The organism is Aeromonas sp. TS_SC_11, assembly GCF_057318915.1.
This window is the reverse complement of the sequence record NZ_CM170470.1, coordinates 70,237-93,859: the sequence shown is the minus strand read 5'-3', so window position 1 is coordinate 93,859 and position 23,623 is coordinate 70,237. Positions and strand designations below refer to the sequence as shown.

General features: G+C 58.7%; 17 protein-coding genes. 13 read left to right on the top strand and 4 right to left on the bottom strand.

The features are described 5' to 3' along the window. Nucleotides 1-62 precede the first annotated feature (62 nt). Nucleotides 63-2,669: a TonB-dependent receptor plug domain-containing protein gene (locus AC1P02_RS00425; RefSeq protein WP_485183552.1), complete on the bottom strand. Its 2,607-nt coding sequence runs from the start codon at nt 2,667-2,669 to the stop codon at nt 63-65. Nucleotides 2,670-3,414: 745 nt separating this feature from the next. Here AC1P02_RS00425 and AC1P02_RS00420 point away from each other — a divergent pair. The 5 genes from AC1P02_RS00420 to AC1P02_RS00400 all read left to right on the top strand — a co-directional run bounded on the left by AC1P02_RS00420 (nt 3,415) and on the right by AC1P02_RS00400 (nt 9,535). Then, nucleotides 3,415-4,440, top strand: coding sequence for an ABC transporter permease subunit (locus AC1P02_RS00420; protein ID WP_081045225.1), 1,026 nt, complete (start codon nt 3,415-3,417; stop codon nt 4,438-4,440). A gap of 2 nt (nt 4,441-4,442) precedes the next feature. Further along, nucleotides 4,443-5,486, top strand: coding sequence for an ABC transporter permease (locus AC1P02_RS00415; protein WP_447837755.1), 1,044 nt, complete (start codon nt 4,443-4,445; stop codon nt 5,484-5,486). A gap of 149 nt (nt 5,487-5,635) precedes the next feature. Then, nucleotides 5,636-7,453 (top strand): extracellular solute-binding protein, encoded by a 1,818-nt coding sequence (locus AC1P02_RS00410; protein WP_125598093.1) that lies wholly within the window; start codon nt 5,636-5,638, stop codon nt 7,451-7,453. 25 nt (nt 7,454-7,478) lie between these two features. Further along, nucleotides 7,479-8,537, top strand: a complete 1,059-nt coding sequence (locus tag AC1P02_RS00405; RefSeq protein WP_005317877.1) for an ABC transporter ATP-binding protein — start codon at nt 7,479-7,481, stop codon at nt 8,535-8,537. Then, complete coding sequence (locus tag AC1P02_RS00400; protein ID WP_017412679.1) at nt 8,534-9,535, top strand: ABC transporter ATP-binding protein; 1,002 nt, start codon at nt 8,534-8,536, stop codon at nt 9,533-9,535. Before AC1P02_RS00405 ends, AC1P02_RS00400 begins: the two co-directional genes overlap by 4 nt. A gap of 725 nt (nt 9,536-10,260) precedes the next feature. Here the strand turns inward: AC1P02_RS00400 and AC1P02_RS00395 are convergent. Further along, nucleotides 10,261-11,712 carry an aminoacyl-histidine dipeptidase gene (locus AC1P02_RS00395; RefSeq protein WP_485183548.1) on the bottom strand — a complete coding sequence of 484 codons (1,452 nt, stop codon included), beginning with the start codon at nt 11,710-11,712 and terminating at the stop codon, nt 10,261-10,263. Between the two features lie 930 nt (nt 11,713-12,642). On the opposite strand from AC1P02_RS00395, the gene gpt reads away from it, so the two are divergent. From gpt to AC1P02_RS00365, 6 genes are all read left to right on the top strand, one after another. Beyond that, nucleotides 12,643-13,110 carry a xanthine phosphoribosyltransferase gene (gpt, locus tag AC1P02_RS00390; protein ID WP_005317860.1) on the top strand — a complete coding sequence of 156 codons (468 nt, stop codon included), beginning with the start codon at nt 12,643-12,645 and terminating at the stop codon, nt 13,108-13,110. A 110-nt stretch (nt 13,111-13,220) separates the two neighbouring features. Beyond that, nucleotides 13,221-14,489 carry an esterase FrsA gene (gene frsA, locus AC1P02_RS00385; protein WP_485183546.1) on the top strand — a complete coding sequence of 423 codons (1,269 nt, stop codon included), beginning with the start codon at nt 13,221-13,223 and terminating at the stop codon, nt 14,487-14,489. A 60-nt stretch (nt 14,490-14,549) separates the two neighbouring features. Continuing rightward, nucleotides 14,550-14,942, top strand: coding sequence for a sigma factor-binding protein Crl (gene crl / locus AC1P02_RS00380; protein WP_005317854.1), 393 nt, complete (start codon nt 14,550-14,552; stop codon nt 14,940-14,942). Nucleotides 14,943-15,163: 221 nt separating this feature from the next. Then, on the top strand, nt 15,164-16,267 hold the full coding sequence (gene proB, locus AC1P02_RS00375) for a glutamate 5-kinase (protein WP_011898405.1): 1,104 nt from the start codon (nt 15,164-15,166) through the stop codon (nt 16,265-16,267). A gap of 97 nt (nt 16,268-16,364) precedes the next feature. Further along, nucleotides 16,365-17,618 carry a glutamate-5-semialdehyde dehydrogenase gene (locus AC1P02_RS00370; protein WP_485183543.1) on the top strand — a complete coding sequence of 418 codons (1,254 nt, stop codon included), beginning with the start codon at nt 16,365-16,367 and terminating at the stop codon, nt 17,616-17,618. A 155-nt stretch (nt 17,619-17,773) separates the two neighbouring features. Then, a complete protein-coding gene (locus AC1P02_RS00365) occupies nt 17,774-18,409 on the top strand; it encodes a murein L,D-transpeptidase catalytic domain family protein (RefSeq protein WP_096118729.1) in 636 nt (211 codons plus the stop codon). A gap of 67 nt (nt 18,410-18,476) precedes the next feature. On the opposite strand, the gene AC1P02_RS00360 is transcribed toward AC1P02_RS00365, so the two are convergent. Beyond that, nucleotides 18,477-18,905 carry a universal stress protein gene (locus AC1P02_RS00360; RefSeq protein ID WP_485183540.1) on the bottom strand — a complete coding sequence of 143 codons (429 nt, stop codon included), beginning with the start codon at nt 18,903-18,905 and terminating at the stop codon, nt 18,477-18,479. 208 nt (nt 18,906-19,113) lie between these two features. On the opposite strand from AC1P02_RS00360, the gene AC1P02_RS00355 reads away from it, so the two are divergent. Next, on the top strand, nt 19,114-19,851 hold the full coding sequence (locus AC1P02_RS00355; protein WP_485183538.1) for a hypothetical protein: 738 nt from the start codon (nt 19,114-19,116) through the stop codon (nt 19,849-19,851). 126 nt (nt 19,852-19,977) lie between these two features. On the opposite strand, the gene AC1P02_RS00350 is transcribed toward AC1P02_RS00355, so the two are convergent. Then, on the bottom strand, nt 19,978-20,493 hold the full coding sequence (locus tag AC1P02_RS00350; RefSeq protein WP_485183536.1) for an RNA methyltransferase: 516 nt from the start codon (nt 20,491-20,493) through the stop codon (nt 19,978-19,980). A gap of 352 nt (nt 20,494-20,845) precedes the next feature. On the opposite strand from AC1P02_RS00350, the gene AC1P02_RS00345 reads away from it, so the two are divergent. Further along, nucleotides 20,846-23,482 (top strand): nitrate reductase, encoded by a 2,637-nt coding sequence (locus AC1P02_RS00345; RefSeq protein WP_485183535.1) that lies wholly within the window; start codon nt 20,846-20,848, stop codon nt 23,480-23,482. Nucleotides 23,483-23,623 lie beyond the last annotated feature (141 nt).

Genomic DNA, 23,623 nt, shown 5'->3' with positions numbered 1-23,623 from the left:
CTTGGACGTTGGGCAAAGCCGGCCCGACCGGGCCGGCTTGGGTCATATATCAACGGGGTTGATTAGAACTTCTGGGTGTAGTCGAGGTAATAGATGCGACCGTCGATACCGTACACTTCATCGTCATAGGTGAAGCCATCGCTTTCCAGTGACGGGGCCGTGTTGAACATGTTCTTCACACCAACCTGGATCTTGCCATCCCAGGGCGCTTCCACACCGACGTTCAGGTTCCAGGTAGTCTGGGACGCAATGTGACCCACTTCAGCACCGGTATCGGCGATGTAGTCCTGGCTCTGGGAGTCGATGTAGCTGGCGCTCAGGTAGGTATCCATGTTCCACCACTGGGGCACATTGACACCGACCCCAGTGTTGAAGCGCAGTTGTGGCATGCCGTTTTGACCGATCTTGTCGATGACGGGGCCACCGGCATACAGACCTTCCTTGTACTCAAGGATATAGGTACCACCGAAGTCATAGCGCACCGTCGCCATGTTCAGGTCGTACTTGTAGTCCGCCTTGAAGTCCAGGCCGCTGGTGTTCAGCTCGCCCAGGTTGACCATGGGAGCGGTGCCCTGTTTGATCTTGCCCTGACTGTTACGCACTATGTTGCTGGAACTGCCGTTGTTCAGCTCGTCATAGATGATGGACTGCAGGGAGTTCAGCTGGATGAGATCAGTGATCTTGATGGTGTAGTAGTCCAGCGACAGATTCAGATCATCCAGCGGGCTGTAGGCCGCACCGAAGTTCCAGGTATCGGCCGTCTCTTCCTTCAAATTCTCGTTGGCAGTACGGATGGTAGTGTATTGCTGGTTCGGGCATGCTGCCGCCGAAATGCCGTTCGCTGCGCAATAGACATAATCCTTGGCCCAGTCGGCAGACTCGGAGTCTGCAGAGTAGAGATCGCTCAGGCTGGGAGCGCGGAACGAACGTGACCAGGAGGTGCGCAGCATCAGGTTGTCCAGCGGCTGGTAGCGCAGGCTGGCCTTGGGTGAGAAGGCGCTGCCAAAGTCACTGTATTTGTCATAACGACCGGCTACGTTGAGCTCAACTTCATCCGTAATGGGTACCAGTGACTCGATATAAGCGGCAGTGACGTCGCGCACCCCACCGGACGAGTTGCCGGCGGAGCCGATGATGTTGCCAGCTTCTGACTGGGCATCGTACTTGTCGGCATAGACCCAGTCGTTGTACTCGGCGCCTGCGTACCAGCTGACCGGTCCGGCCGGCAGTTCGCCCATGTCCCACTGGACACCGGCATACCACTGGTAGAAGTCCATGGTGGAGCGGCGGCTGGTATCGGCGGCCATGGAGGCAGTGGTTGAGGCATCAAACTCGCCACCGACGAACTTGCCATCCTCGATCGCCTTCTGGGCGGCAGACTTCAGCACATAACCGGTACCGTTCTCCTTGTTGTCGGTCTTGGAGTACATGTAACCGGCGTTCCACTGCATGTCACCGACGCTTTCGGTGGCTAGGGTGCCTTCAAAACCCAGGTTCATGCTGCCTGTGGTGTCAGTGACAAAGTTGTCACGGGTACCGACGTTGCTGAAACGGTAGTAGGCATAGGCAGCCTCACCCAGCCCTTGGGTGGCGGCTGCATCCAGACCGTTGTCGGTGAAGAACTGGGCGTTTTTCGGGTTGGCAGGGTCTATGGTGAACACCCCTGCTGCGGGTGCAAAGCGACCAAAACTCTCGACCCGGGAGCCAATGATCTGGGGTACGAAGTCGACGTTGTCGTTGATGTGATAACGACCATTCAAATAGAGAGTGTCACGACTGCGGGAGGCGGTAGTGGCGGCAACCTGACCATAGTTGAAGTTACAACCGCCTTCGAAATTGGTGAATGGCTCCTTGCAGGTGCCGTTTGCATTGGTTGCACCCGCCAGCGGGCCATATTTCCAGATTGGGTCGCCATTGGCATCCAGGCCAGTGATACCTTCCACGTTGCGGCCATAGACGCTGGGGGAGTCGTTGCCCTGCTTGGCGAGATAGTCGCGATCGCGAGCGTAAACGACGTCTTTCTTGTCGTGCTCATAGACCGCCATCAGGGAGCCTTTCTCGCTGGCGACACCGGCGACGATGGAGCCACTCTTCTCGTCCCCCCCCTCTTCGGTCGGGCTGCCGATGCGGCCCTGGAAGGTCAAGCCCTCATAGCCCTCTTTGAGCACCACGTTGATGACACCGCCGATGGCATCGGAGCCATAGATGGCCGAGCCACCATCCAGGTTCACTTCCACTCGTTCAACCGCCGCCATGGGAATGGTGTTCAAGTTGATGGAGGTACCACCCATGGTGGGAGAGCCGGCGACACGTTTGCCATTCAACAGGATCAGGGTGCGCTCCGAGCCAAGACCGCGCAGGCCTACAGTAGCCTGGGATTGGAAAGAGCTGCCGGAGGAGGGGGATACGCCACCGAAGGAGTTGTAAGAGGCTTGTTTCAGGTAGTCAGCCACTGTCTGCTGACCTGATTGCTCAATCTGGGCCTTGCTGACGGAGACAACCGGGGTGGCACCTTCCACATCGACGCGGGAGATACGTGAGCCGGTCACCTTGATTTTTTGCAGCTTTTCGACGTTCTGGCCTTCTTCGGCCAAGACAGGGGTGGTCATAACTGCCGCGCTCGCCAAGGCAAACGCTACGGCAGCAGAGAGTCTGCTTTTCCTAAGCATCGCTTATATCCTTCCTGGTTGTTTTTGTTTGCTTCCATACCGCCCTCGTTGGAGCGATGCGTAAGGCTTATCAATCTTTGGCAGGTGACGTCAATGGAACAGGGGGAAAGCGGCGAGCCGAACGCAAGTCGAGTGTAATAAGAGGAGTGTGTTATTTATGTAGCTACTTCTTAGTGAATAATGCTCTGAATAACATGCAAGGCAATGTGAAAATTTTGTTAATTGCCTTTTGTGTCGCCTAACTAAAAAGTGATGAACTTATTATTAATGCTGATGTCTCTTTGTATCTTGTTTTGTGAAAATGAGAAAAAAAAGGAGGAAACACTGTTTTAGTGGCGATGGATGCCATTGGTGGATATCTGTAGAACAATATAGAGGTGTTGTGGTGATATCGTTTTCAGTTCGGCAGGCTGGAAGCTAAAGCTATTTAAATTCATGTGGTTGGCTTTTCTTTAATAGCAGTTAAACAACTGTTTATTGTTTTTAAAATTTAATTGATAGCCAGCGTTTTGTTTTGATTTTTCTTTTTTAAATAAAAAACGTCATTTTCTTGCGGCTTTTACACCAAGTGGCCATTTCCATCGGTTTTACCCTTTCTTGTACTTGATTTTTGTTGCAGAGCTTTTACAGTGACCGAGCGGATTGTCTGCCAATAAACAGACTATCCAGTGAGTAATGCCAGGAAGGACAGGCAGGTCATCGGAATTGACTAGCCGCACAAGAACAACAAGGACGAGGTTTCACCATGCTGTCGTATTTCTTACGTCGGATGCTTTTGATCATCCCGACGTTTCTCGGTATCACCCTGCTCGTCTTCTCCATCACCCGTTTCGTGCCGGGCGGCCCGGTCGAACGCATGCTGTTGCAGGCTCAGGTCTCACAGAATGAGACCGGGCGATCCAGTGGCAGCAAGGGGGCTCAGGCGCTCTCCGATGAACAGATCGAGGAGTTGAAGGCATTTTACGGGCTGGACAAGCCCATGCTGGTCGCCTACTGGGAGTGGCTGCAGAAGCTGGCTGTGCTGGATCTGGGGGAGTCGACCCGCTACTACGAGCCAGTATGGGATCTGATAAAGGACAAGCTTCCCGTGACGGCCTTTTTCGGGTTGGCGACCTTTCTGCTCAGTTATGCGGTATCAATACCGCTCGGGGTTGCCAAAGCCCTCAGGCATAACAGCCGCTTTGACTCTTTAAGCTCAATGCTCATCTACATGGCCTATGCGCTGCCCGCCTATGTGGTGGGGATCTTCCTCATCACAGTGTTCGCCTTCCATCTGGAGTGGCTGCCCATGGGCGGTTTTCCGGGGGACGACTTTGAATCCATGGAGAGTAGCTGGGATCAGGTCCGCACCGTCTTTGCCCATGCCCTGCTGCCGCTCATCGCCTACGCCATCGGGGATTTCGCCATCCTCACCATGACCATGAAAAACAGCCTGATGGAAAATCTGTCGGCGGATTATGTGCGTACCGCCGTGGCCAAGGGGTTGCCGTTTCGCAAGGCGGTTACCGACCACGCCATGCGCAACAGCCTGATCCCGATTGCCAGTCATCTTGGCAGCGTGCTGACTGTTTTCTTCGGCGGCTCCTTCCTCATCGAGACCATTTTCAACATCGACGGCATAGGTCTGCTTGGCTACGAGGCGATCGTCGAGCGGGATTACCCCACCGTCATGGGCATTCTGGCCATCACCTCCATGTTGATGCTGGTGGGCAATATCGTTTCCGATATCTGTGTAGCCCTTGTTGACCCACGCGTGCGGTTTGGAGAATAACCATGAATCTCAACCCGGTTACGCTGAAAAAACTCAAGCGCTTCAAGTCGATCAAGCGCGGTTTCTACTCGTTTGTCATCTTCACTGCCCTGGTGGTGCTCTCCCTGCTGGCGGAGCTGCTGGTCAACAGCCGGGCACTGATGGTGAGCTATCAGGGACAGCTCCACTTTCCCACTTACGGTGATGTGATCCCGGGCCAGCACTTCGGGCTCGATTACGAGTACGAGACCAATTACCGCCAGCTCAAGGCCAAGTTCGCAGCACAAGGCAAAGGTGACTGGGTACTGCTGCCGCTGGTGCCCTGGAACCCCTATGAGCAGGACTTCAAGGAGGATGCCTATCCCCCTTACGCTCCCAGTGTGGCGGAGCGCCACTTCCTTGGCACCGACACCAGCGGTCGCGATGTGCTGGCGCGGCTGGTGTACGGTTTTCGCATCGCTATCGGCTTTGCCTTTATCGCTCTGGCGGCCAGCTACGCCATAGGGGTGACCATAGGCTGCATGATGGGGTTCCTCGGCGGGCGCTTTGATCTCGTCCTGCAACGCTTCATCGAGATCTGGTCCCAGGTACCGTTTCTCTACGTCATCATGATCCTGGTGTCGCTGGCCAAGCCCAACTTCGGTCTCTTTGTCGGCATCAACGTGCTGTTTGGCTGGATGGGGATCACCTGGTACATGCGTACCCTCACCTACAAGGAGCGGGCGCGAGACTATGTAATGGCGGCGCGGGCCCAGGGGGCCACCACCAAACGCATCATCTTCAACCACATACTGCCCAATACCCTGATGATGATCGTCACCCTGGCGCCGTTTGCCGTGGTGGGCAACATATCCACCCTGACGGCGCTGGATTATCTGGGCTTTGGCCTGGCGCCGCCGACCCCAAGCTGGGGTGAATTGCTCTCCCAGGGCATCAACAATCTGGATGCCATCTGGATCGTGAGCTCAGTGGTGGCGGCGGTGAGTCTGGTGCTGATCATGGTCTCCTTTATCGGCGAGGCGATCCGCGAGGCGTTTGACCCGCGCAAATTTACCCGTTATCAGTGAGAAAGCGGCGCCACACCGCGTTGGTATACGCTGGCTACGAACAGTAATTAATGAAGGGCGGGCTGCCACCACAGGCGGTCCCGGGAGCAAGGGATAAACCCGTTATCAATCAAGACCCCCAGTGCAGGGGCTAGACTTGGAAGTCAAACATGAACAATAAAATCAAATGGATAGGTGCTCTTTTTCTACTGGTAAACGGATCCTGGGTCTGGGCCGCCAACCTGCCCGCGGATCTCAAATGGGAGACCAACGACACGGATCCGGTGTTCGCCTCCGCCAAGGCGCTGCCGGGCGGCAGCCTCAATATGTTTGTCGACAGCTTTCCCCTGACGTTTCGCACCGTGGGGCCGGACTCCAATGGTTCGTTCCGCTCCTATATTCTGGATAACCAGCTGCGACTCATCAGTTTTCACCCCAACACCGGCAATCCCATACCATCGCTGGCGACTCATTGGGCCATAGCACCAGACAGCCAGACCGTCTATTTCAAGCTGGATCCGCGAGCCAAGTGGTCCGATGGCAAGCCGGTTACCGCCGATGACTACACCTTCGGCTACGAGATGATGCGCTCCAAGGAGATCCGGGCCCCCTGGTTCAACAACTACTACACCACCGAAGTGGTGGCGGTAGACAAGATTGATGCCCACACCATTCTGGTCAAGGCGGGCAGCCGCAAGGCCAAGCTGGACCTGCTCAACACCACTGAGCTGTGGCCTCAGCCCAAGCATTACTACAAGCTCACGCCCAACTGGGTGAAGCAGTACAACTGGGCCGTGGTCCCGACCACGGGTCCCTATGTGATGAGCGAGGTCAAGAAGGGCAAGTCCATCACCTTCAGCAAGCAGCAAGACTGGTGGGCCAAAGACGATCGCTACAACCAGCACAGATTCAATATCGACACCATCAAGGTGCAGGTGATCCGGGATCACAACATAGCGTTTCGCCACTTCCTGAAGGGGGAGCTCGATACCTTCGAGATGATCCTGCCCAACTGGTGGCATGAAAAAGCGGTCACGCCGGAATACAAGAAAGGGTATGTGCAGAAGGTGATGGCCATGACCGACACCAAGCAGGGGGGGCAGGGGGTACACCTCAATGTCAGTAACCCCAAACTGTCGGATGTGAACGTGCGCCTTGGCATTCAGCATGCCATGAACCTCGACAAGATGATCGAGACGGTACTGCGTGGTGACTATGACAGGGCGACCACTTTCGGCTCGGGTTTCGGTGACTTTACCGACATGTCACTGCCAAGCCGGGCTTATGACATCACCAAGGCACGGGAGTACTTCGCCAAGGGCGGCTACAACAAACCGGGGCCGGACGGCATCTTGCAAAATGACAAGGGCGAGCGGCTGACCCTGGCGCTCACCTACACCACCCAGGAGCACTCCAAGCGACTGACTGTGCTCAAAGAGGAAGCCAAGAAGGCGGGCCTGGATCTGGAGCTCAACCTGGTGGATGGCGCCACCGGCTTCAAGGTGATGCTGGAGAAGAAACACGAGGCAGCCTGGCTCGGTTGGGGTGGCGGTGGTCTCTATCCCCAGTATTGGGAATCCTTCCATTCGGCCAACGCCAACAAGCCCCAGACCAACAACTTGTTCAACGTGGCTGACAAGGAGCTCGACACTCTGATCGACGCTTACAACATAGAGTTCGACATGGCCAAGCGGGCCGGGATTTCCCGTCAGATCCAGCAGCGCATCTATGATCTCGCCATTTTCGTGCCCGGGGTGCAGCTCAACTATGTGCGGGCCAGCAGCTGGCGCCATGTGATGCTGCCCGAGGTGCCAGCCACCAGAAATACCCCGGATCAGCTCTACTGGCCCATGGATGGTTATCCCCACAGCAGCGGCGGTCTGCTCTGGCTCGATCCCAAGGTGAAGGAAGAGACCCTGAAAGCCAAGGAGGCAGGAGAGGCGCTGGCGCCCATCAACCTGCTCGACAAGACCTATGCACATCATTGATGCCATTGAGAAGGGAGCGGCTGTTATGCCAACCATACAGGCTCCCATCCTCGACGTCCGAGATAATGGGGTGAAGTTCACCGTTGATAACGGCCAGAGCAGCGCCTCTATTCTCGAGGTACGTGATCTCGAGGTGGAGTTCGCCGTCGACGACGGCAAGATAAAAGTACTCGACGGGGTCAGCTTCTCTGTGGCCCCGGGCCAGACTCTGGGGATAGTCGGCGAGTCCGGCTGCGGCAAGAGCGTCACCTCGCTCGCCATCATGGGGCTCTTGCCCAAGCCCCATGGTCAGGTGGTGGCGGGTTCCATCCGCTTTCAGGGAGAGGAGTTGCTCACCCTGGCGCCGGATCAGATGTACAAGGTTCGCGGCAACCGTATTTCGATGATCTTCCAAGAGCCGATGACGGCGCTCAACCCGGTGCAGACGGTCGGTGATCAGCTGATGGAGGTGTTTCGCCTTCACAGGCCAGAGTACAGCAAGGTCCAGCGCAAGGAAGCGGCTATCGCCATGCTGCAGAAGGTGGGCATACCTGAGCCAACCCAGCGCTTTGCCGTCTACCCTCACAATCTGTCGGGTGGCATGCGCCAGCGGGTAATGATTGCCATGGCGCTCTCTTGCGAGCCGGACCTGCTCATCTGTGACGAGCCCACCACGGCGCTGGATGTGACCATCCAGGCCCAGATCCTGGAGCTGATGAAAGAGCTGCAGGCCCAGACGGGCATGGCCATCATCTTCATCACTCACGACCTTGGTGTGGTGGCCGAGCTGTGCGACGAGGTGGTGGTGATGTACGCCGGCCGGGCGGTGGAGCAGGCCGATGTCTTTGAGCTGTTTGACAGTCCGCACCATCCCTATACTCATGGTTTGATGAGCTCGATCCCTCGGCTGGAAGATGTGCCCAAGAGCCTGCTAAAGACCATCAAGGGTCAGGTGCCCGCCCTGCACGAGATGCCGGCCGGGTGTCGTTTTTCCAATCGCTGTCCACACGCCACCGAGCTCTGTGTGATCGCCATTCCGGCGACTGAACAGCTCAATCCCCACCACAGGGTTGCCTGTCACCATTGGAAGGAGCTGGCCGTATGAACACGCTTTTATCCGTGCGGGATTTGAAACAGCATTTTCGGCTGGGCGGTGGCTTTTTGCGCAAGCACTACACCGTTTATGCGGTGGATGGCATCAGTTTCGATCTGAAACAGGGGGAGACGCTTGGGCTGGTAGGGGAGTCAGGTTGTGGCAAGTCCACCCTGGGGCGTTCACTGCTCAAGTTGTTCGAGCCGACTGCCGGCACCATCAGTTTCGAGGGGCGGGATATCACCAAGCTCTCGACCAGAGAGATGCGTTCCCTGCGCCAGGAGATGCAGATGGTGTTTCAGGATCCTGCAGAATCCCTCAATAGCCGCCATACGGTGGGCCAGATCCTGGAAGAGCCTTTCATCATTCATGGCAAGGGCGACAGTCAGCAGCGGCGAGAATGGGTATTGGCGCTGCTGGACAAGGTCGGTTTGCCGAAAAGTGCGGTGGATCGCTACCCCCACGAGTTCTCCGGCGGTCAGCGTCAGCGCATCGGCATCGCCCGCGCCATCGCCCTCAAGCCCAAGCTGCTGGTGTGCGACGAGGCCGTATCGGCCCTCGATGTATCGGTGCAGTCCCAAATCGTCAATCTGCTGCTCAACCTGCAGCGGGAGATGAACCTCGCCATCATCTTCATCGCCCACGACCTGTCGGTGGTGAAACACATCTCGGATCGCATTGCCGTCATGTATTTAGGAAGGATTGTCGAGCTGGCGGATGCGCAAACCCTCTACCTGTCCCCTCGCCATCCCTATACCCAGGCGCTGATCTCGGCCATTCCGGTACCGGATCCGCGCCGTCGCAACCAGCGCATCCTGCTGACCGGCGATGTACCTTCTCCCATATCGCCACCCAGCGGTTGCCACTTTCATCAACGCTGCCCCCATGCCACGGATCTGTGCCGCAATACGGCACCGAGCCTGCAGATTTGTGATGGGGATGCCCATGAGGTAGCTTGCCACACCCCCTTGCCGGTGGCTGAGGCGGTGCCGTTGGGAAAGGCGGTGTGATGCCGCTGCCGGCGTCACAGCCAGAGGGCAGGGAAGAGAAGCAATAAAAAAATGGGGCCTGTGGGCCCCATCTTCATGGTTGGAGTTCAGGTTTGGCCGTGGAACATCTGGCCAGGGCAGGACAGCGGCCCCGACATGGGGTGGCTGTTGTACGGATTATAATGTGTGTAATTTTACTACTTTTAATGTACTTCCCTGATGCATCAGGCACCGTAACGGAAGTAGTACTCACGGGTTGACGGGGCGTAGGTGTCTTTCTCTACGGCGCCTTTTTTGCTGGTTGCACCCTTAAGGTGGAACAATACTGCCAGGTTCTCAAACATATATTCACCTCATCGCTCTGTTATCTAATTGTTGTTTGTGACCTGAGTCACAATTTGATCCTATGGCCTTATGTGATATGGATCAACTTTTTGAGTGGTAAAGTTACATAAATCATGGAAAAGGTTTTCAAACCCAGTTCTGTTCATGGAGACGGTTTCAGAGACATGCATCGCTGGATGGCGGTATTGGGATGCCCAAACAGATGAAGGGTGAGTGGATCAAAGAAGGGGGGTGGCTGTAGATGCTCCGATCCGGATCCTCGGGAGTGTGCTGGCACGGCTCTGCAAGTGACGGTTGCAAAAAAATACCCCGCACTGGGCGGGGCATAAATCATAGTGCTAGCGGGCTTAGCCTATTCTGCGAAAGATCAGAGGCCGACTCCCGCTGATGGGCTTGCAGGTTTACTTGGCCGGGATCTGTTCCAGCACATGGACCAGCAGCTGCCAGAAGCGCTCGACAGCCGGGATATGCACCTTCTCGTCCGGTGAGTGGGCGCCACGAATGGTCGGGCCGAAGGAGACCATGTCCCAGTCCGGGTAGGCGCTCTTGAACAGGCCGCACTCAAGGCCTGCGTGGATCACCATGACGTTGGGCATCTCGCCGAACAGGGTCTGGTAGCTGTTGCGTACCAGTGCCATGACGGGGGAGTCCACATCCGGCGCCCAGCCAGGATAAGCACCGGTAAATTCACAGCTGGCACCGGCCAAATTGAACAGGGAGCGAGTCATCTGTTCGACGCTCTCGCGACCGGAGTCGATGAGGGAGCGGATCAGGCACTGCACATAGACCTCACCTTCGAGCGTCTTGATGACGCCGAGGTTGGTGGAGGTCTCGGTAACGCCCGGGATGGCATCGCTCATGCGGATAACGCCGTTCGGGCAGGCCATCAGGGCGTCCAGTAGACGGGCCTGCAGGGTCTCGCTCATCAGTCTGGCCGGTTTGTCTTGAGCCGTGAGCAGCACTGTCAGGTTGGCTTCGGTGGCGGTCAGTTCGCTCTGGTAGATACCGGCGTAGCGATCGACCAGGGCCTTGAATTCATTGACGTGAGCAGTGGGCACCAGCAGCTTGGCACGGGCTTCACGCGGGATGGCGTTGCGCAGGGTGCCGCCGTGGATCTCGGCCAGACGCACACCCAGTGGCTCGGCAGCCTTGAGCAGGCGTACCAGCAGCTTGTTGGCGTTGCCTCGGCCGCGGTGGATGTCAACGCCGGAATGACCGCCACGCAGCCCCTTCACCTGCAATTCAAACCCTTCACCTTCGGTAGTGGCTACCAGCTCCAGCGAGAAGCGAATATTGGCATCCACGCCACCGGCGCAACCCATGTAGACCTCACCATCCTCTTCCGAGTCGGTGTTGAGCAGAATTTCGCCTTCCAGCCAGCCTGCTTCCAGTCCGAATGCGCCCGTCATGCCGGTCTCTTCGTCCGTGGTCAGCAGCACTTCCAGCGGGCCATGCTTGAGGCTCTTGTCGGCCAGCACGGCCAGGCAGCCTGCCATGCCCATGCCGTTGTCGGCACCGAGGGTGGTACCGCGGGCCGTCACCCAGTCACCATCTATATAGGCATCGATGGGATCTTGGGTGAAATCATGCCGGGTGTCGGCGTTGGCCTGGGGCACCATGTCGATATGGGCTTGCAGCACCACACCCTTGCGGTTCTCCATCCCGGGGGTGGCCGGCTTTTTGATGATGATGTTGCCCACAGCATCTTGCTTGACCGCCAGACCTTCCTCTTGGGCCCACTGCATTATCCAGGCGCTTAAGCGGGCTTCGTGCTTGGAAGGGTGGGGAATGGAGCAGATCTGCTCGAAGAAATGCCAAATCAGTTTGGGAGAGAGAGAACTAAGCTGTGCCACGTCGGGACTCCTTACCAGCAAGGAAAATGATTGGGCCCCATCAACGGGCCGGGGAAGAGGATAACGATAATACAGTCAATCACACAAAAATGTGAGCGAACAGCGCAAATTGCGGGCGACTTGTGCTGACAATCTGGCGCTTCGCAGCGTGCAGCCGATGTGTGAGTGACCAGACCCAGCACAAAAGAAATTATGTGACGCACATCACAAAAGCATTGTGTTTGTGGCGCCGACTGGTAAATTAGTGACCGTGGTTCGCCACCCGTCAGGATGACGAGGAGTGCCTCCAGGGAACCGAAGCAAAGCAAGTGCGCCTCCATGGAACCGAGTATCTGTTCAAGGATTTGAGCCCGCATTAAAGGTACGTAACTTGTTAAGCAATCAGGAGTTTTACTATGTCCGGCAGCAATTCAACCTATTGGTTTGCCCAATCACTTTATACCCAGGGCTATAGCTACCCGAATCCCTTCGCTTACCGCTAAGCCAGGGGTGCCCCACAGGGGCAACACGCAAGATGCAGCAGCAGGTGAGCGAGGAATCTATCCTCCCCCTGCTATTTTTATATCTGCAATTGGCGCCAGCGTCTGGTTATGCCGCGCGTGTGGCAGGCCAAAGCCGGATGGTGCGAGTGGGATGACGCAGTTTTTTCCTGCATTTCGCATACGTTTGCCAGTCAATTTATCCGCAAACGGTGCTATCATTCCGGCCCAACAGCCTGTCTGGGGTCTTTCCTCCAAACGACATGGCCGCCAGCTATGCCCATCCCGCTTTCATTGAATCCGTTTTTGCTGCCGAGGTTCCAGCCCTGAGGCAGCCAACGTGCAAGCCGAATTCGGGAGACAGAGGCGCCAGCATTGACTCAGCCGCGCGTGAACGCGAGGCGATTATTTTTTAAGTAATTGTTTTATATAACTCTTCGAGATCGATAACATGCCGAAAAAATTCTACGTCTCATGGGATAACCTGCAACGTGAAGCGCGCCGTCTGGCCCGTCGTCAACTGCCTGTCAGCCAGTGGAAAGGGATCATAGCGGTTAGCCGTGGTGGTCTGGTGCCCGCCGCGCTGATGGCTCGCGAACTTGGCATCCGTAATGTCGAAACCCTGTGCATCTCCAGCTATGACCACAACAACCAGCGTGATCTGGTGGTGGTGAAGGCTGCCACCACCGCAGGTGATGGTGAAGGCTGGCTGGTGGTGGACGATCTGGTGGATACCGGTGGCACTGCCAAGGCAATCCGCGATCTCTATCCCAAAGCCAAGTTCATCACCATCTTCGCCAAGCCGATGGGTGAGCCGCTGGTGGATGATTTCGAGGTCGCCATTCCGCAAGACACCTGGATTGAGCAGCCATGGGATATGGCGCTGGAATTCGCTCATCCAATCTGCGACGAAGAGTAATCACCACACAGGGCTCCCATCCGGAGCCCTGTTTTTTTGTGGTGTAACTGGCTGCCTGGCGTGAAAAGTGGTTAAGATGGGACCACTGCCTGACAGTATGAGTAATTGCTTTGGACTTGAATGATGACCTTAACCTGACCGAAAAGCTTTTCACCTGGGTAAAGAAGGTGCTGGAGACGTCTGAAATCTCCAACAGCAGCCCGGTGGAAGAGCAAGATGCCAATCTGGACGAAACCTTTATCGACGGCTCCATGTCGTCGCACTGGTATCGTCTGCTGCGCCGACCCACCTGGGCCTGGCAGGGGGCGGATCCGGTCGAAGTGGAACAGACCCTGGCCTGCATCGCCATGGGAAAGGGTGAGCGCACCCACGAGCGTTACCTGGATACCATCAAGGGATATGTGCCCGGAAACTGGATCTACGAGTGGAGTCTGCTGGCTGGTAGTTACTTCAAGCAGGGGCGGGCACTCGCGGAGCAAGGTGACTCGGCGGCAGCCCTCAAAGACCTGCTCAAGGCGGTACGTTACTACTCCATCGCCAGCTATCCCCATCTCAAGAATGACGAGCTGGCCGATCAGGCTCAGCTGCTCTGCAACATGGCTTACCGCGAGGCGGGCCGTCTGTTCAAGGTCCCCCTCAAAGAGATACAGGTGCCATTTCGTGGCAAGAGCATTCAGGGCTATCTGCATCTGCCGACCATCGACAAACCCGTGCCTCTGGTCATCGTCAGCGGTGGCATAGACTCCTTGCAGGTCGATTTCCTCAGCCTTTACCTCAAATATCTGGAACCCAACGGTATCGGCATGTTGTCGCTGGATATGCCGGGCATCGGCTATGCCGAACACTGGCCGCTGGTGCAGGACACCAGTCGCCTGCATCAGGCAGTGCTGAACCATCTTTCCGAGGTTGCCTGGGTCGATCATCAGCGTATCGCCATGGTGGGCTTTCGTCTGGCGGGCAATGTGGCGGCACGGCTGGCCTTCATCGAACCGTTCAAACTCAGAACCGTCGTCTGCATCGGTGCCGGCGTCAATCAGGTGTTCACCAATCAGGAGATGTTTGCCCGCTGCCCGCGCATGATGCGCGACGGACTGGCGAACCGCCTTGGGGCCGATGCGGCTCAGTGGGAGTTGCTGCGCACCAAGTGCCAGGTATTTTCACTCAAGACGCAAGGATTACTGGGGACTCGCACTTCCGTGCCGATATTAAGTATCGGACACAAGAAGGATTTTATTTGCCCCGAGCAAGATGTACGGGCGTTGGCAGCTGCCAGCCACAATGGCAAGGCAGTGGTGTTCGACAAACAACCCTTGCTGGAGGTGTACGACGAGGCGTTGAAAGAGATGATCGACTGGCTTAAAAAACACCTATGCACATGATTTAGCGCTAAAAACATAACGTCACCCAGGTGATGTGGCTTGTTCAACAGGGAGGTTAACATGTCAGAAAGAGTGACCTACAAGCGACTGCTGAGGCAGTTTGCCGCGATCGGCCCCTATTTACGTGAGGACTTGTGTGAAGAGGGCCGTTACCGTTTCGACTGTCTTTCCGTCTGTGTCAGTGCCAAGCCGGCACCGGACAAGCGGGAGTTCTGGGGCTGGTGGCTGGTGCTGGAACAGCAGGATCGCAGCTTCAGTTACCACTATCAGGTCGGTTTCTACAATGCAGAAGGGGAGTGGATCAACAAGCCGCTGCCCAAGAAGCACCAGGCAGAAGTCGAGCGAACCCTCAACCGCTTCTACAAGCTCATCAGTGACAAGCTCACCTTGCTGGAGTGCCAGCTGGCCCCTGCCGAGCAGGTGACCAACGAGCTGGCGGTCACCGCCGCCTGATGATCTTGTGCCCTGCGAGTTGTCCATTCACTCGCAGGGCCATCTTTCCACCCTGCTTTCCTCCACTCACACTCTCTCCTGAGTCTTGGCTTATTTCGTTGCAAAGCAAGCCTGCCTGGCTCCTTCCTTTATCCGAGCACAGCTCACGGGCTTAATTGCCTTGCAGGGCAACAGGGGCGTGGGTATAAAGGGATTCCTAATTTTTCAGCCTTCTTGCTCCCATGGAAAACAGAACCATAGTCGTCAAACTGGGCACCAGCGTGCTCACAGGGGGATCTTCCCAGCTTAACCGTGCCCACATGGTGGAGCTGGTCAGACAGTGTGCCGCCTTGCATCGTCACGGCCATAGAGTCGTGGTGGTCACCTCGGGGGCCATTGCCGCCGGGCGTGAACATCTGGGCCACCCTCCGCTGGCGCCGACTCTGCCCAACAAGCAGATGCTGGCGGCGGTAGGCCAGACCCAGCTCATCCGGGTATGGCAGGACTTGTTCAACCTCTATGGGCTGCATATCGGTCAGATGTTGCTGACCCGCGCCGATCTGGAGGACAGGGAGCGTTACCTCAACGCTCGCGATACACTGCGAACCCTGCTCGATCATCGCATCATTCCCGTCATCAACGAGAACGACGCCGTGGCAACCGCCGAGATCAAGGTGGGGGACAACGACAACCTCTCGGCTCGTGCCGCCATCCTGGCTGATGCCGATCTGCTGATCCTGCTGACCGATCAGACAGGCTTGTTTACTGCCGATCCGCGCAGCAACCCTGATGCACAGCTGATAGAAGAGGTGCAGACCATAGACGACACGCTGCGCAAGTTGGCGGGTGGCAGTGTCGGCGGGCTAGGCACTGGCGGCATGGCAACCAAGCTGCAGGCGGCCGATGTGGCGCGCCGTGCCGGGGTCAAGGTGGTGATCGCCACCGGCCAGATGCCCGAGGTGATCGGTCGTCTCGCCAGAGGTGAGCGTATCGGTACCCTGTTCCCGGCGCTCGCTTCCCCGCTGGAAGGGCGCAAGAGCTGGATTTTGGCAGGCCCGCCCCCGCACGGTGAAGTCCAGGTCGATCAAGGCGCTGTTGCCGCCATGCAGGACAAAGGCTCCAGCCTGCTGCCCAAGGGGATCGTCTCCGTGAAGGGCGACTTCGTCCGGGGCGACGTGGTGCGCATTCTCGACCCCAAAGGCGTCGAGCTGGCGCGGGGCATCTGTCGCTATGATCACGTCGAGCTCAACAAGCTGCGCGGCGTGCATTCGGACAGCATTGAGCAGGTATTGGGTTACGGCTATGGGGCCGTGGCCATTCACAGAGATGATATGGTACTGCTCTAAGGCCGTTCGATAGAACGGGATAAATGGTCCATTCGCAGAGACGATATGGTACTGCTCCAGGGTGGTACCCAGAGTCGAGAGACAAAGGGATTAGGTTATGAGTCTGGAAAAAATGGGGCAGGCGGCCCGTGAAGCCGCTTATCAGCTGGCGACCATCAGTACGGCGCAGAAAAACCGGGCGCTGGCTGCCATTGCCGACGAGCTGGAAGCACGCAGCAGCCAGATCCTGGCTGCCAACGACAAGGATATTGCGGCAGGCCGTGAGGCAGGCCTCTCCGAGGCCATGCTGGATCGCTTGCTGCTCAACCCGGCACGCCTTGCCGGGATAGTGGCCGATGTGCGCAAGGTGATCATCCTGGATGATCCGGTTGGTGCCGAGATAGATTGCCGGGTGCTGGAAAACGGCCTGCGCCTCTCCCGCCGTCGGGTGCCCATCGGCGTCATCGGCGTCATCTACGAGGCGCGCCCCAATGTGACCATCGACATCGCCAGTCTCTGCCTCAAGACAGGCAATGCCAGCATACTGCGTGGCGGTCGCGAGACCTTCCACTCCAATCTGGAACTGGTGCGGGTGATCCAGGCCGCGCTGGCTGCGTCCGGCTTGCCTGCCGAAGCGGTACAGTACATCGACAATCCGGATCGGGCGCTGGTGGGCGAGCTGCTGCGTCTCGATCGCTATGTGGACATGATCATCCCCCGTGGCGGCGCTGGGTTGCACAAGATGTGCAAGGAGAACAGCTCCATCCCCGTCATCATCGGTGGTTTTGGCATCAGCCATGTCTTCGTGGATGAGAGTGCCGATCCGGTGCGCTCATTGGCAGTCATCGAGAATGCCAAGGTGCAGCGCCCCTCGGCCTGCAATGCCCTCGATACCCTGCTGGTGCATGAGAAAATTGCGGTGAGCTTCTTGCCACAGCTGGTCCGCCTGATGAACGAGCGCCAGGTGACCCTGGTGGCTGCTCCCAACGCCATGTCACTGCTGGCTGGTGCCGACAACCTGTGCGAAGCAGGCCCGGAAGACTTCGATACCGAGTGGCTGGGGCTGACCCTGGGGATCAAGCTGGTGGCGAACGTGAACGAAGCGCTGGCCCATATGCGCGAGCACAATGCCGGTCACTCCGATGCCATCCTCACCAATGATCTCGCCAATGCGGAGCGTTTCGTGAACGGCGCCGGTTCGGCTGCTGTCTACGTCAACGCCTCCACCCGTTTCACCGACGGTGGCCAGTTTGGCCTGGGTGCCGAGGTGGCGGTGTCGACCCAGATGCTGCATGCCCGCGGCCCCATGGGGTTGACCGAGCTGACCAGCTACAAATGGGTAGGATTGGCTGACTATCTGATCCGCGCCTGATAGCACAGCCAGAACGCACTGCATGATGCCGACCATGGTCGGCATTTTTGTGCTTTTTTCTTGCGCCCTATCAGGGGCTTGCATATAACTATCCAGCAGGCTGTGGCGATATTTTGCACACTGCGCTACCAACAAAAACGGGAGCAGATTCAAGGATGAAGCAAACAGATTGGATAAAGCGATTTGGTGTGCTCTGGTTGAGCTTGCCGCTCCTGTTCGGAGCGATTTGTTTCAGTGCCAGCAGCCACGCCAGTTGGGATCAGGATCTCTATCGTCAGCTTGGGTTGGCAGGCAAGCTCGACAAGCAGGTGTTTCGCAAGGCCATCGACAGTTACCAGAGCGTGCACCACAAGCGCAAACCCATCCTCACCATCATCGATTACACCAAGCCCTCGACCCAGCGCCGACTGTTCGTGATCGACGTGAAACGCCACAAGTTGCTCTACCACACCTGGGTCAGCCATGGTCGCAATTCAGGTGAGCTGGCCGCTCGCCAGTTTTCCAATCAGCTGAATTCCAGGCAGAGTTCCCTCGGTGTCTATCGCACCGCCGAGACCTATCAGGGAAAGCACGGCTATTCACTGCGTCTCGATGGCCTGAGCCCTGGCAAAAACTGCAATGCCCGCAAGCGTGCAATTGTGGTGCACGGAGCCAGCTATGCCAGCCCGCAGCATCTGCGCAAATATGACAAACTAGGCCGCAGTTGGGGCTGCCCTGCGCTGCCCAAGGAGCTGTCCAGAGCCATCATAGACACCATCAAGGGTGGCAGCGTCATCTACGCCCACGGTTGAGCGCGTTTCTGAAAGAGATAAGGCCAGCAGAGTGCTGGCCTTATCTCTTTGATTGGCGATGGCAGGGTTAGCGGACAACCAGCACAGGGCAGGGTGCGTGGCGCACCACTGACTCGGCGACACTGCCCACCAGCAGGTGGCTGAGGCCGGAACGGCCATGGCTGCCCATGACCACGAGATCAACCTTCTCCTCTTTTGCCTGAATGACGATTTCGTCGGCGGCGCGGCCGAAGCGTACTTCGAAGCTGGCGGGAATGGGCAGGGTGGCGACCAGCTCTTTCAACTGGGTCTTGGCCTGGCGTTCCATTTCGTGGGTGATCTCGATGGCGGTCATGTGCAGGATTTTGTAGCTGTCGAAACCATGCAATTGATCCACCACATGGATCAGCTTGAGCTCTGCCTGATGGCTCTGGGCCATGAACACGGCATAGTCGAGCACTGACTGGGACATCTGGGAAAAATCGACGGGGCAGAGCAGGGTTTTGATGGATGACATATGAAGGCTCCCCTATGGTTGGGTTACTAATGAATCTTATTGTCAATAATACCCATTCAGAGGGCAATAACCCTCGACTCGCTCGCAAAACAGGGAAAAAGAGGTGATTCGGTTCGAGATCCCCATATCATGTGGTATGGCTTTGGTGTACTCATCGCGCAGGCTGATCCGTCCGATGAGCGCATCGCCACCGAGGAAATTGTGAATCATGGTTCGTCTGCTGCTTTCGTTGCTGTTTCTCTTGTTCTGCTTGCCTGGCAGGGCCGACCCTTTGCATGTCTATTGCGATGACTGGCCCGCTTTCTGTCAGCCCGATGGGCGGGGCATCTATCTGGATATCGTCAGGGCCATCTATCAGCCCCATGGCTATGAGGTCGTCCCGCACATAGTGCCCTACAAGCGGGCGTTGGCGGTGGTGGCGCAGAAGGGGGGCGACATGGCGATGGGGGTCTATCGGGACGAGGTCAACGGCGTACGCCAGCCGGACTATCCCGCCTCTGCCGACGATCTGACGGTGCTGATGCTCAAGAAGTGGCAACCCCAGTGGCTGGGTGAAAACAGTCTGAAAGGGCAGGGGGTGCTGTGGCTGCGGGGCTGGGCCTTCGACAAGTACATCCCGGTCACCATGCGCTGGCACGAGATCGACAGCCACGACATGGCGCTGCAACTGCTGGCCAAGGAGCGCTACCGCTATTACCTGACCGCAGGTGTGCTCTACTCGGCCGACACCATCCCCGCCAACATGAAGCGCACCTTCCTGCGCTGGATCCCGACCTACCCCATCTTTGCCGATACCGAGCGAGGGGGGCGTCTGCAGCAGCTCTGGGATCAGGGCATGGTGCGGCTGATCCGGGGCGGTACCCTGGCCGAGATCTATCGGCGTTACCAACTCCATGATTACTACCGTGGTTTTATCAAGGAGCTGGAACAAAGGGTGCAGAAGTAAGGGGAGCAGTGACGCAGTTATAACAAGCCGGCCCGCAGGCGCTTGGCCAAGCGATCGTACAGGATCACGTTGACCGAGGGGGCCAGGCTTATGCAGCCTTGCCGTGTGGCCACATAGACCACAGCTTTACTCTGTTAGCCCGGCATGGAGGCGTTTCGCCAAGCGGTCATACAGGATCACGTTGACCGAGGCGGCCAGGTTCATGCAGCCTTGCGTCGGTACATAGACCACATCCTTCACGGCGCCATAACGGGCGGGATCCAGAGTGCCATCCTCGGGGCCGAAGATATAGAAGGCCCGCTCCGGATGGACATAATCCGGCAGCGATGTGGCGCCCTCGATCAGATCCACCACCACGGGGACGCACCCGGCCGGGACTATCTCCATGAGGTTATCGACCCCGAGCAGGGGGATCTTGTCCACCATCTGCTTGGTATCCGTGGCAAAACGGCGCGCCAGCTCGAAGCGGTTGCCCGTGTAGTAGACCTCGTCAGCCCCGTAGCAACCGGCGGCGCGCATCACGGCCCCCACGTTCTCCGGTGACTTGGGATTGACCAGTCCGATGCAGCAATAGCCCGGTGCTGCCTGCGTTGGCGACTGTGGATCGGCCTGCTCTGGGCAGCCATAACCTGACTCTTTCATCTTGTTCTCCTCTGTGGCGGCCGCATTATACTCCCGGTTCGCGCTTTGCCCATGACATGCATGTCGAGGCTTGCCTGGGGGGCCGCCGCTTCTTGGCCCGGCGGTGGCCTCTTTTTGCTCGGCGGGGCCCCGGAAGGGGGCAATTGCACCGTCCCGGCGCAACTCTGCCTGCCTGGTCGCGGTGGCGCAGGGGCTGACATCTTGGCGCAGGGTTTGCAGTCATCCCTGGACAGAGTGAATGCGGCTTATCTGGACAAAGGCGTCCGTCCCCATCAGGGGCGGACGCTTTTTTTATGGGCCGTGGCAATCAGGCAACCCGTAACCGGGTCGCCGGACGACAAGGAGCGAGGGAATGAACACCACCTGTGCCTATTGTGGAGTAGGGTGTGGCATCCGGCTGAGCCGGGAGGGCGCAAGCTGGCAGCTGAAGGGGGATGAACAGCATCCGGCCAACGCGGGCGCCCTCTGCGTCAAGGGGGCCAGCCTGCTGGAGAGTCTGGACTTTCCCGACCGTCTGCTCTATCCGCGCTGGCAGGGGCAGCGCATCGGCTGGGATCAGGCGCTCGATACCCTGGCCAGCCGGTTTGCCACCATATTGGCCGAATCCGGGCCATCGGCCATCGGCATCTACCTGTCGGGGCAGCTCACCACCGAGGATTACTACGTCGCCAACAAGCTGATGAAGGGGTATCTGGGCAGCGCCAACGTGGATACCAATTCCCGGCTCTGCATGTCGTCGGCGGTGGCGGCCCATCAGCGCGCCTTCGGCGAGGATCTGGTGCCCGCCTGCTACGAGGATCTGGAGCTCGCGGATCTGGTGGTGATCACCGGGGCCAACACAGCCTGGACCCACCCCGTGCTGTTTCGTCGCCTGCAACAGGCGCGGGCACGGCGCCCCGAGCTCAAGCTGGTGGTGCTGGACCCCCGTCGTACCATGACGGCGGAGCAGGGGGATCTGCACCTGGCCCTCAAGCCCGGCAGCGACGTGGCGCTGTGGAACGGTCTCTGCCGTTATCTGCTCGATCACGATGGCTGGGACAAGGATTACGTGGCGCGCCATGTGAGCGGCTTCGAGGCGCTCGCGGCGGCGCTGGACGCTCCGGCCTGGCAGCTGGAGGCGGTGGCCCAGAGCTGCGACCTGGCGCCAGGGGATCTGCTCGGCTTCTATCGGCTGTTTGCCCGCACCCCCAAAACCGTCACCCTGTTCTGCCAGGGGATCAACCAGTCCAATCAGGGGGTGGACAAGGCCAATGCAATCATCAACGCCCACCTGCTGTGCGGGCGCATCGGCAAGCCGGGGGCGGCCCCCTTCTCCATGACGGGGCAACCGAACGCCATGGGCGGGCGCGAGGTGGGCGGGCTGGCGACCCAGCTGGCGGCTCACATGGGCTTTGGCGAGGTCGAGTGCGACCGGGTGCAGCGCTTCTGGCAGAGCCCGACCATGGTGCACGGGCCGGGCCACAAGGCGGTGGCGCTGTTCGAGGCAGTGGCGCGCGGGGAGATACGCGCGCTCTGGGTGCTCGGCACCAACCCGGCCGTCTCCCTGCCAGACGGCAACCGGGTGCGCGACGCGCTGGCCCGCTGCGAGCTGTTGGTGGTCTCCGAGGTGACGGCGGACACGGACACGGCGCGCCTCGCCCACCTGCTGCTGCCTGCCGCCGCCTGGGGCGAGAAGAGCGGCACGGTCACCAACTCGGAGCGCACCATCAGCCGCCAGCGTGCCTTTTTGCCCCTGCCGGGGGAGGCCAGACCCGACTGGTGGGCGCTGACCCAGCTGGCTCGCCAGCTCGGCTTCGGCGAGGGCTTTGCCTATGAGCACGAGCACGACATCTTCAGCGAACACGCGGCCCTGTCGGGATTCGAGAACGAGGGGCAACGCCAGTTCGACATCTCGGGGCTGGCCCGCCTCAGTCGGGCCGAATTCGAGGCGCTGGCGCCCCTGAGCTGGCCGGTCAACACCGCCTGGCCCAGCGGCCGCGCCCGATTGTTCGAGGATGGGGTTTTCTCCACGCCGGATGGGCGGGCCCGGCTGTTGCCGCTGGCCCAGCACTTTCCCCCCGAACCTGTCGCCGAGCCAAAAGCTGTGCTGCAGCCGGCGGGCCTCTCCTTGCTGCTCAATTCGGGCCGGCTGCGGGATCAGTGGCACACCATGACCCGCACCGGCCACGTGCCCCGCCTGCAGGAGGCCGAACCCTGGCCCAAGCTGCGGGTGGGCGCTGCCAGCCTGCTGGCGCTCGGGATGGCCGAGGGGGATCTGGTGCGGTTGAGCAACGGGCTCGGTGAGGCACGGCTGCTGATCGGGGTTGACGAGGGGCTGAGGGAGGGGGAGGCCTTCCTGCCCATGCACTGGACCGACAGCCAGTGCAGCCAGGGGGCGGTCAACCGCCTCATCGCCGCCGTGGTGGATCCCCTCTCGGGCCAGCCCATGTTCAAGCAGGGGCGGGTGATGGCCGAGCCGCAGCAAACCTGCTGGCAGGGGCTCTGGCTCGGTCAGCAACCCTGGGGGGAGGCGGTGGACTGGTGGGCCAGGCGCCCCCTGCCCGAAGGCAACTGCACCCTGCTGGCCTCTTGGTCGGAGGGGCCACAGGCGCTGTGGCAGCGGTTGGGGGTGGCGGGCCGCTGGCTGCGGCTGCCGCTCAAGCAGGGCTGGCTCGCGGTGGCGCTGGCGCAGGATCGCATCGAGGGCCTGCTGCTGGTGGGGGAGCGATGGCCTGGCATCAAGGTCGACCTGCTGGCCAGCCTGCTCGGCACGCCCTTGCAGGCGGGAGCCCTGAGCCAGACCCTGAGCGCGGCCCTGGCCGGGGATAGCCGACTGGTCTGCTCCTGCCTGCGGGTGTCAGAGCTGCGCATCGTCGACGCCATCACCCGGCAGGGGGTGAGCGAGCTGGCGGGGCTGCAGGCCCTGCTCGGCTGTGGCAGCAACTGCGGAACCTGCCTGCCAGAGATAGACAAGCTGTTGATTAAGCATGTTTTTATCGCCTCAGCTTAAGAACCTGTACACGATCTTACTGTGAGGCCGTGATCAAGGCTCATATGCTGCTCGGAATCCTCACGTATATCTATACGCTCCGGTTCCTGCGCTGCGCTTCACCTTGCTGACAGCCTCTCGTGACAGGTCGTGAACAGGTTC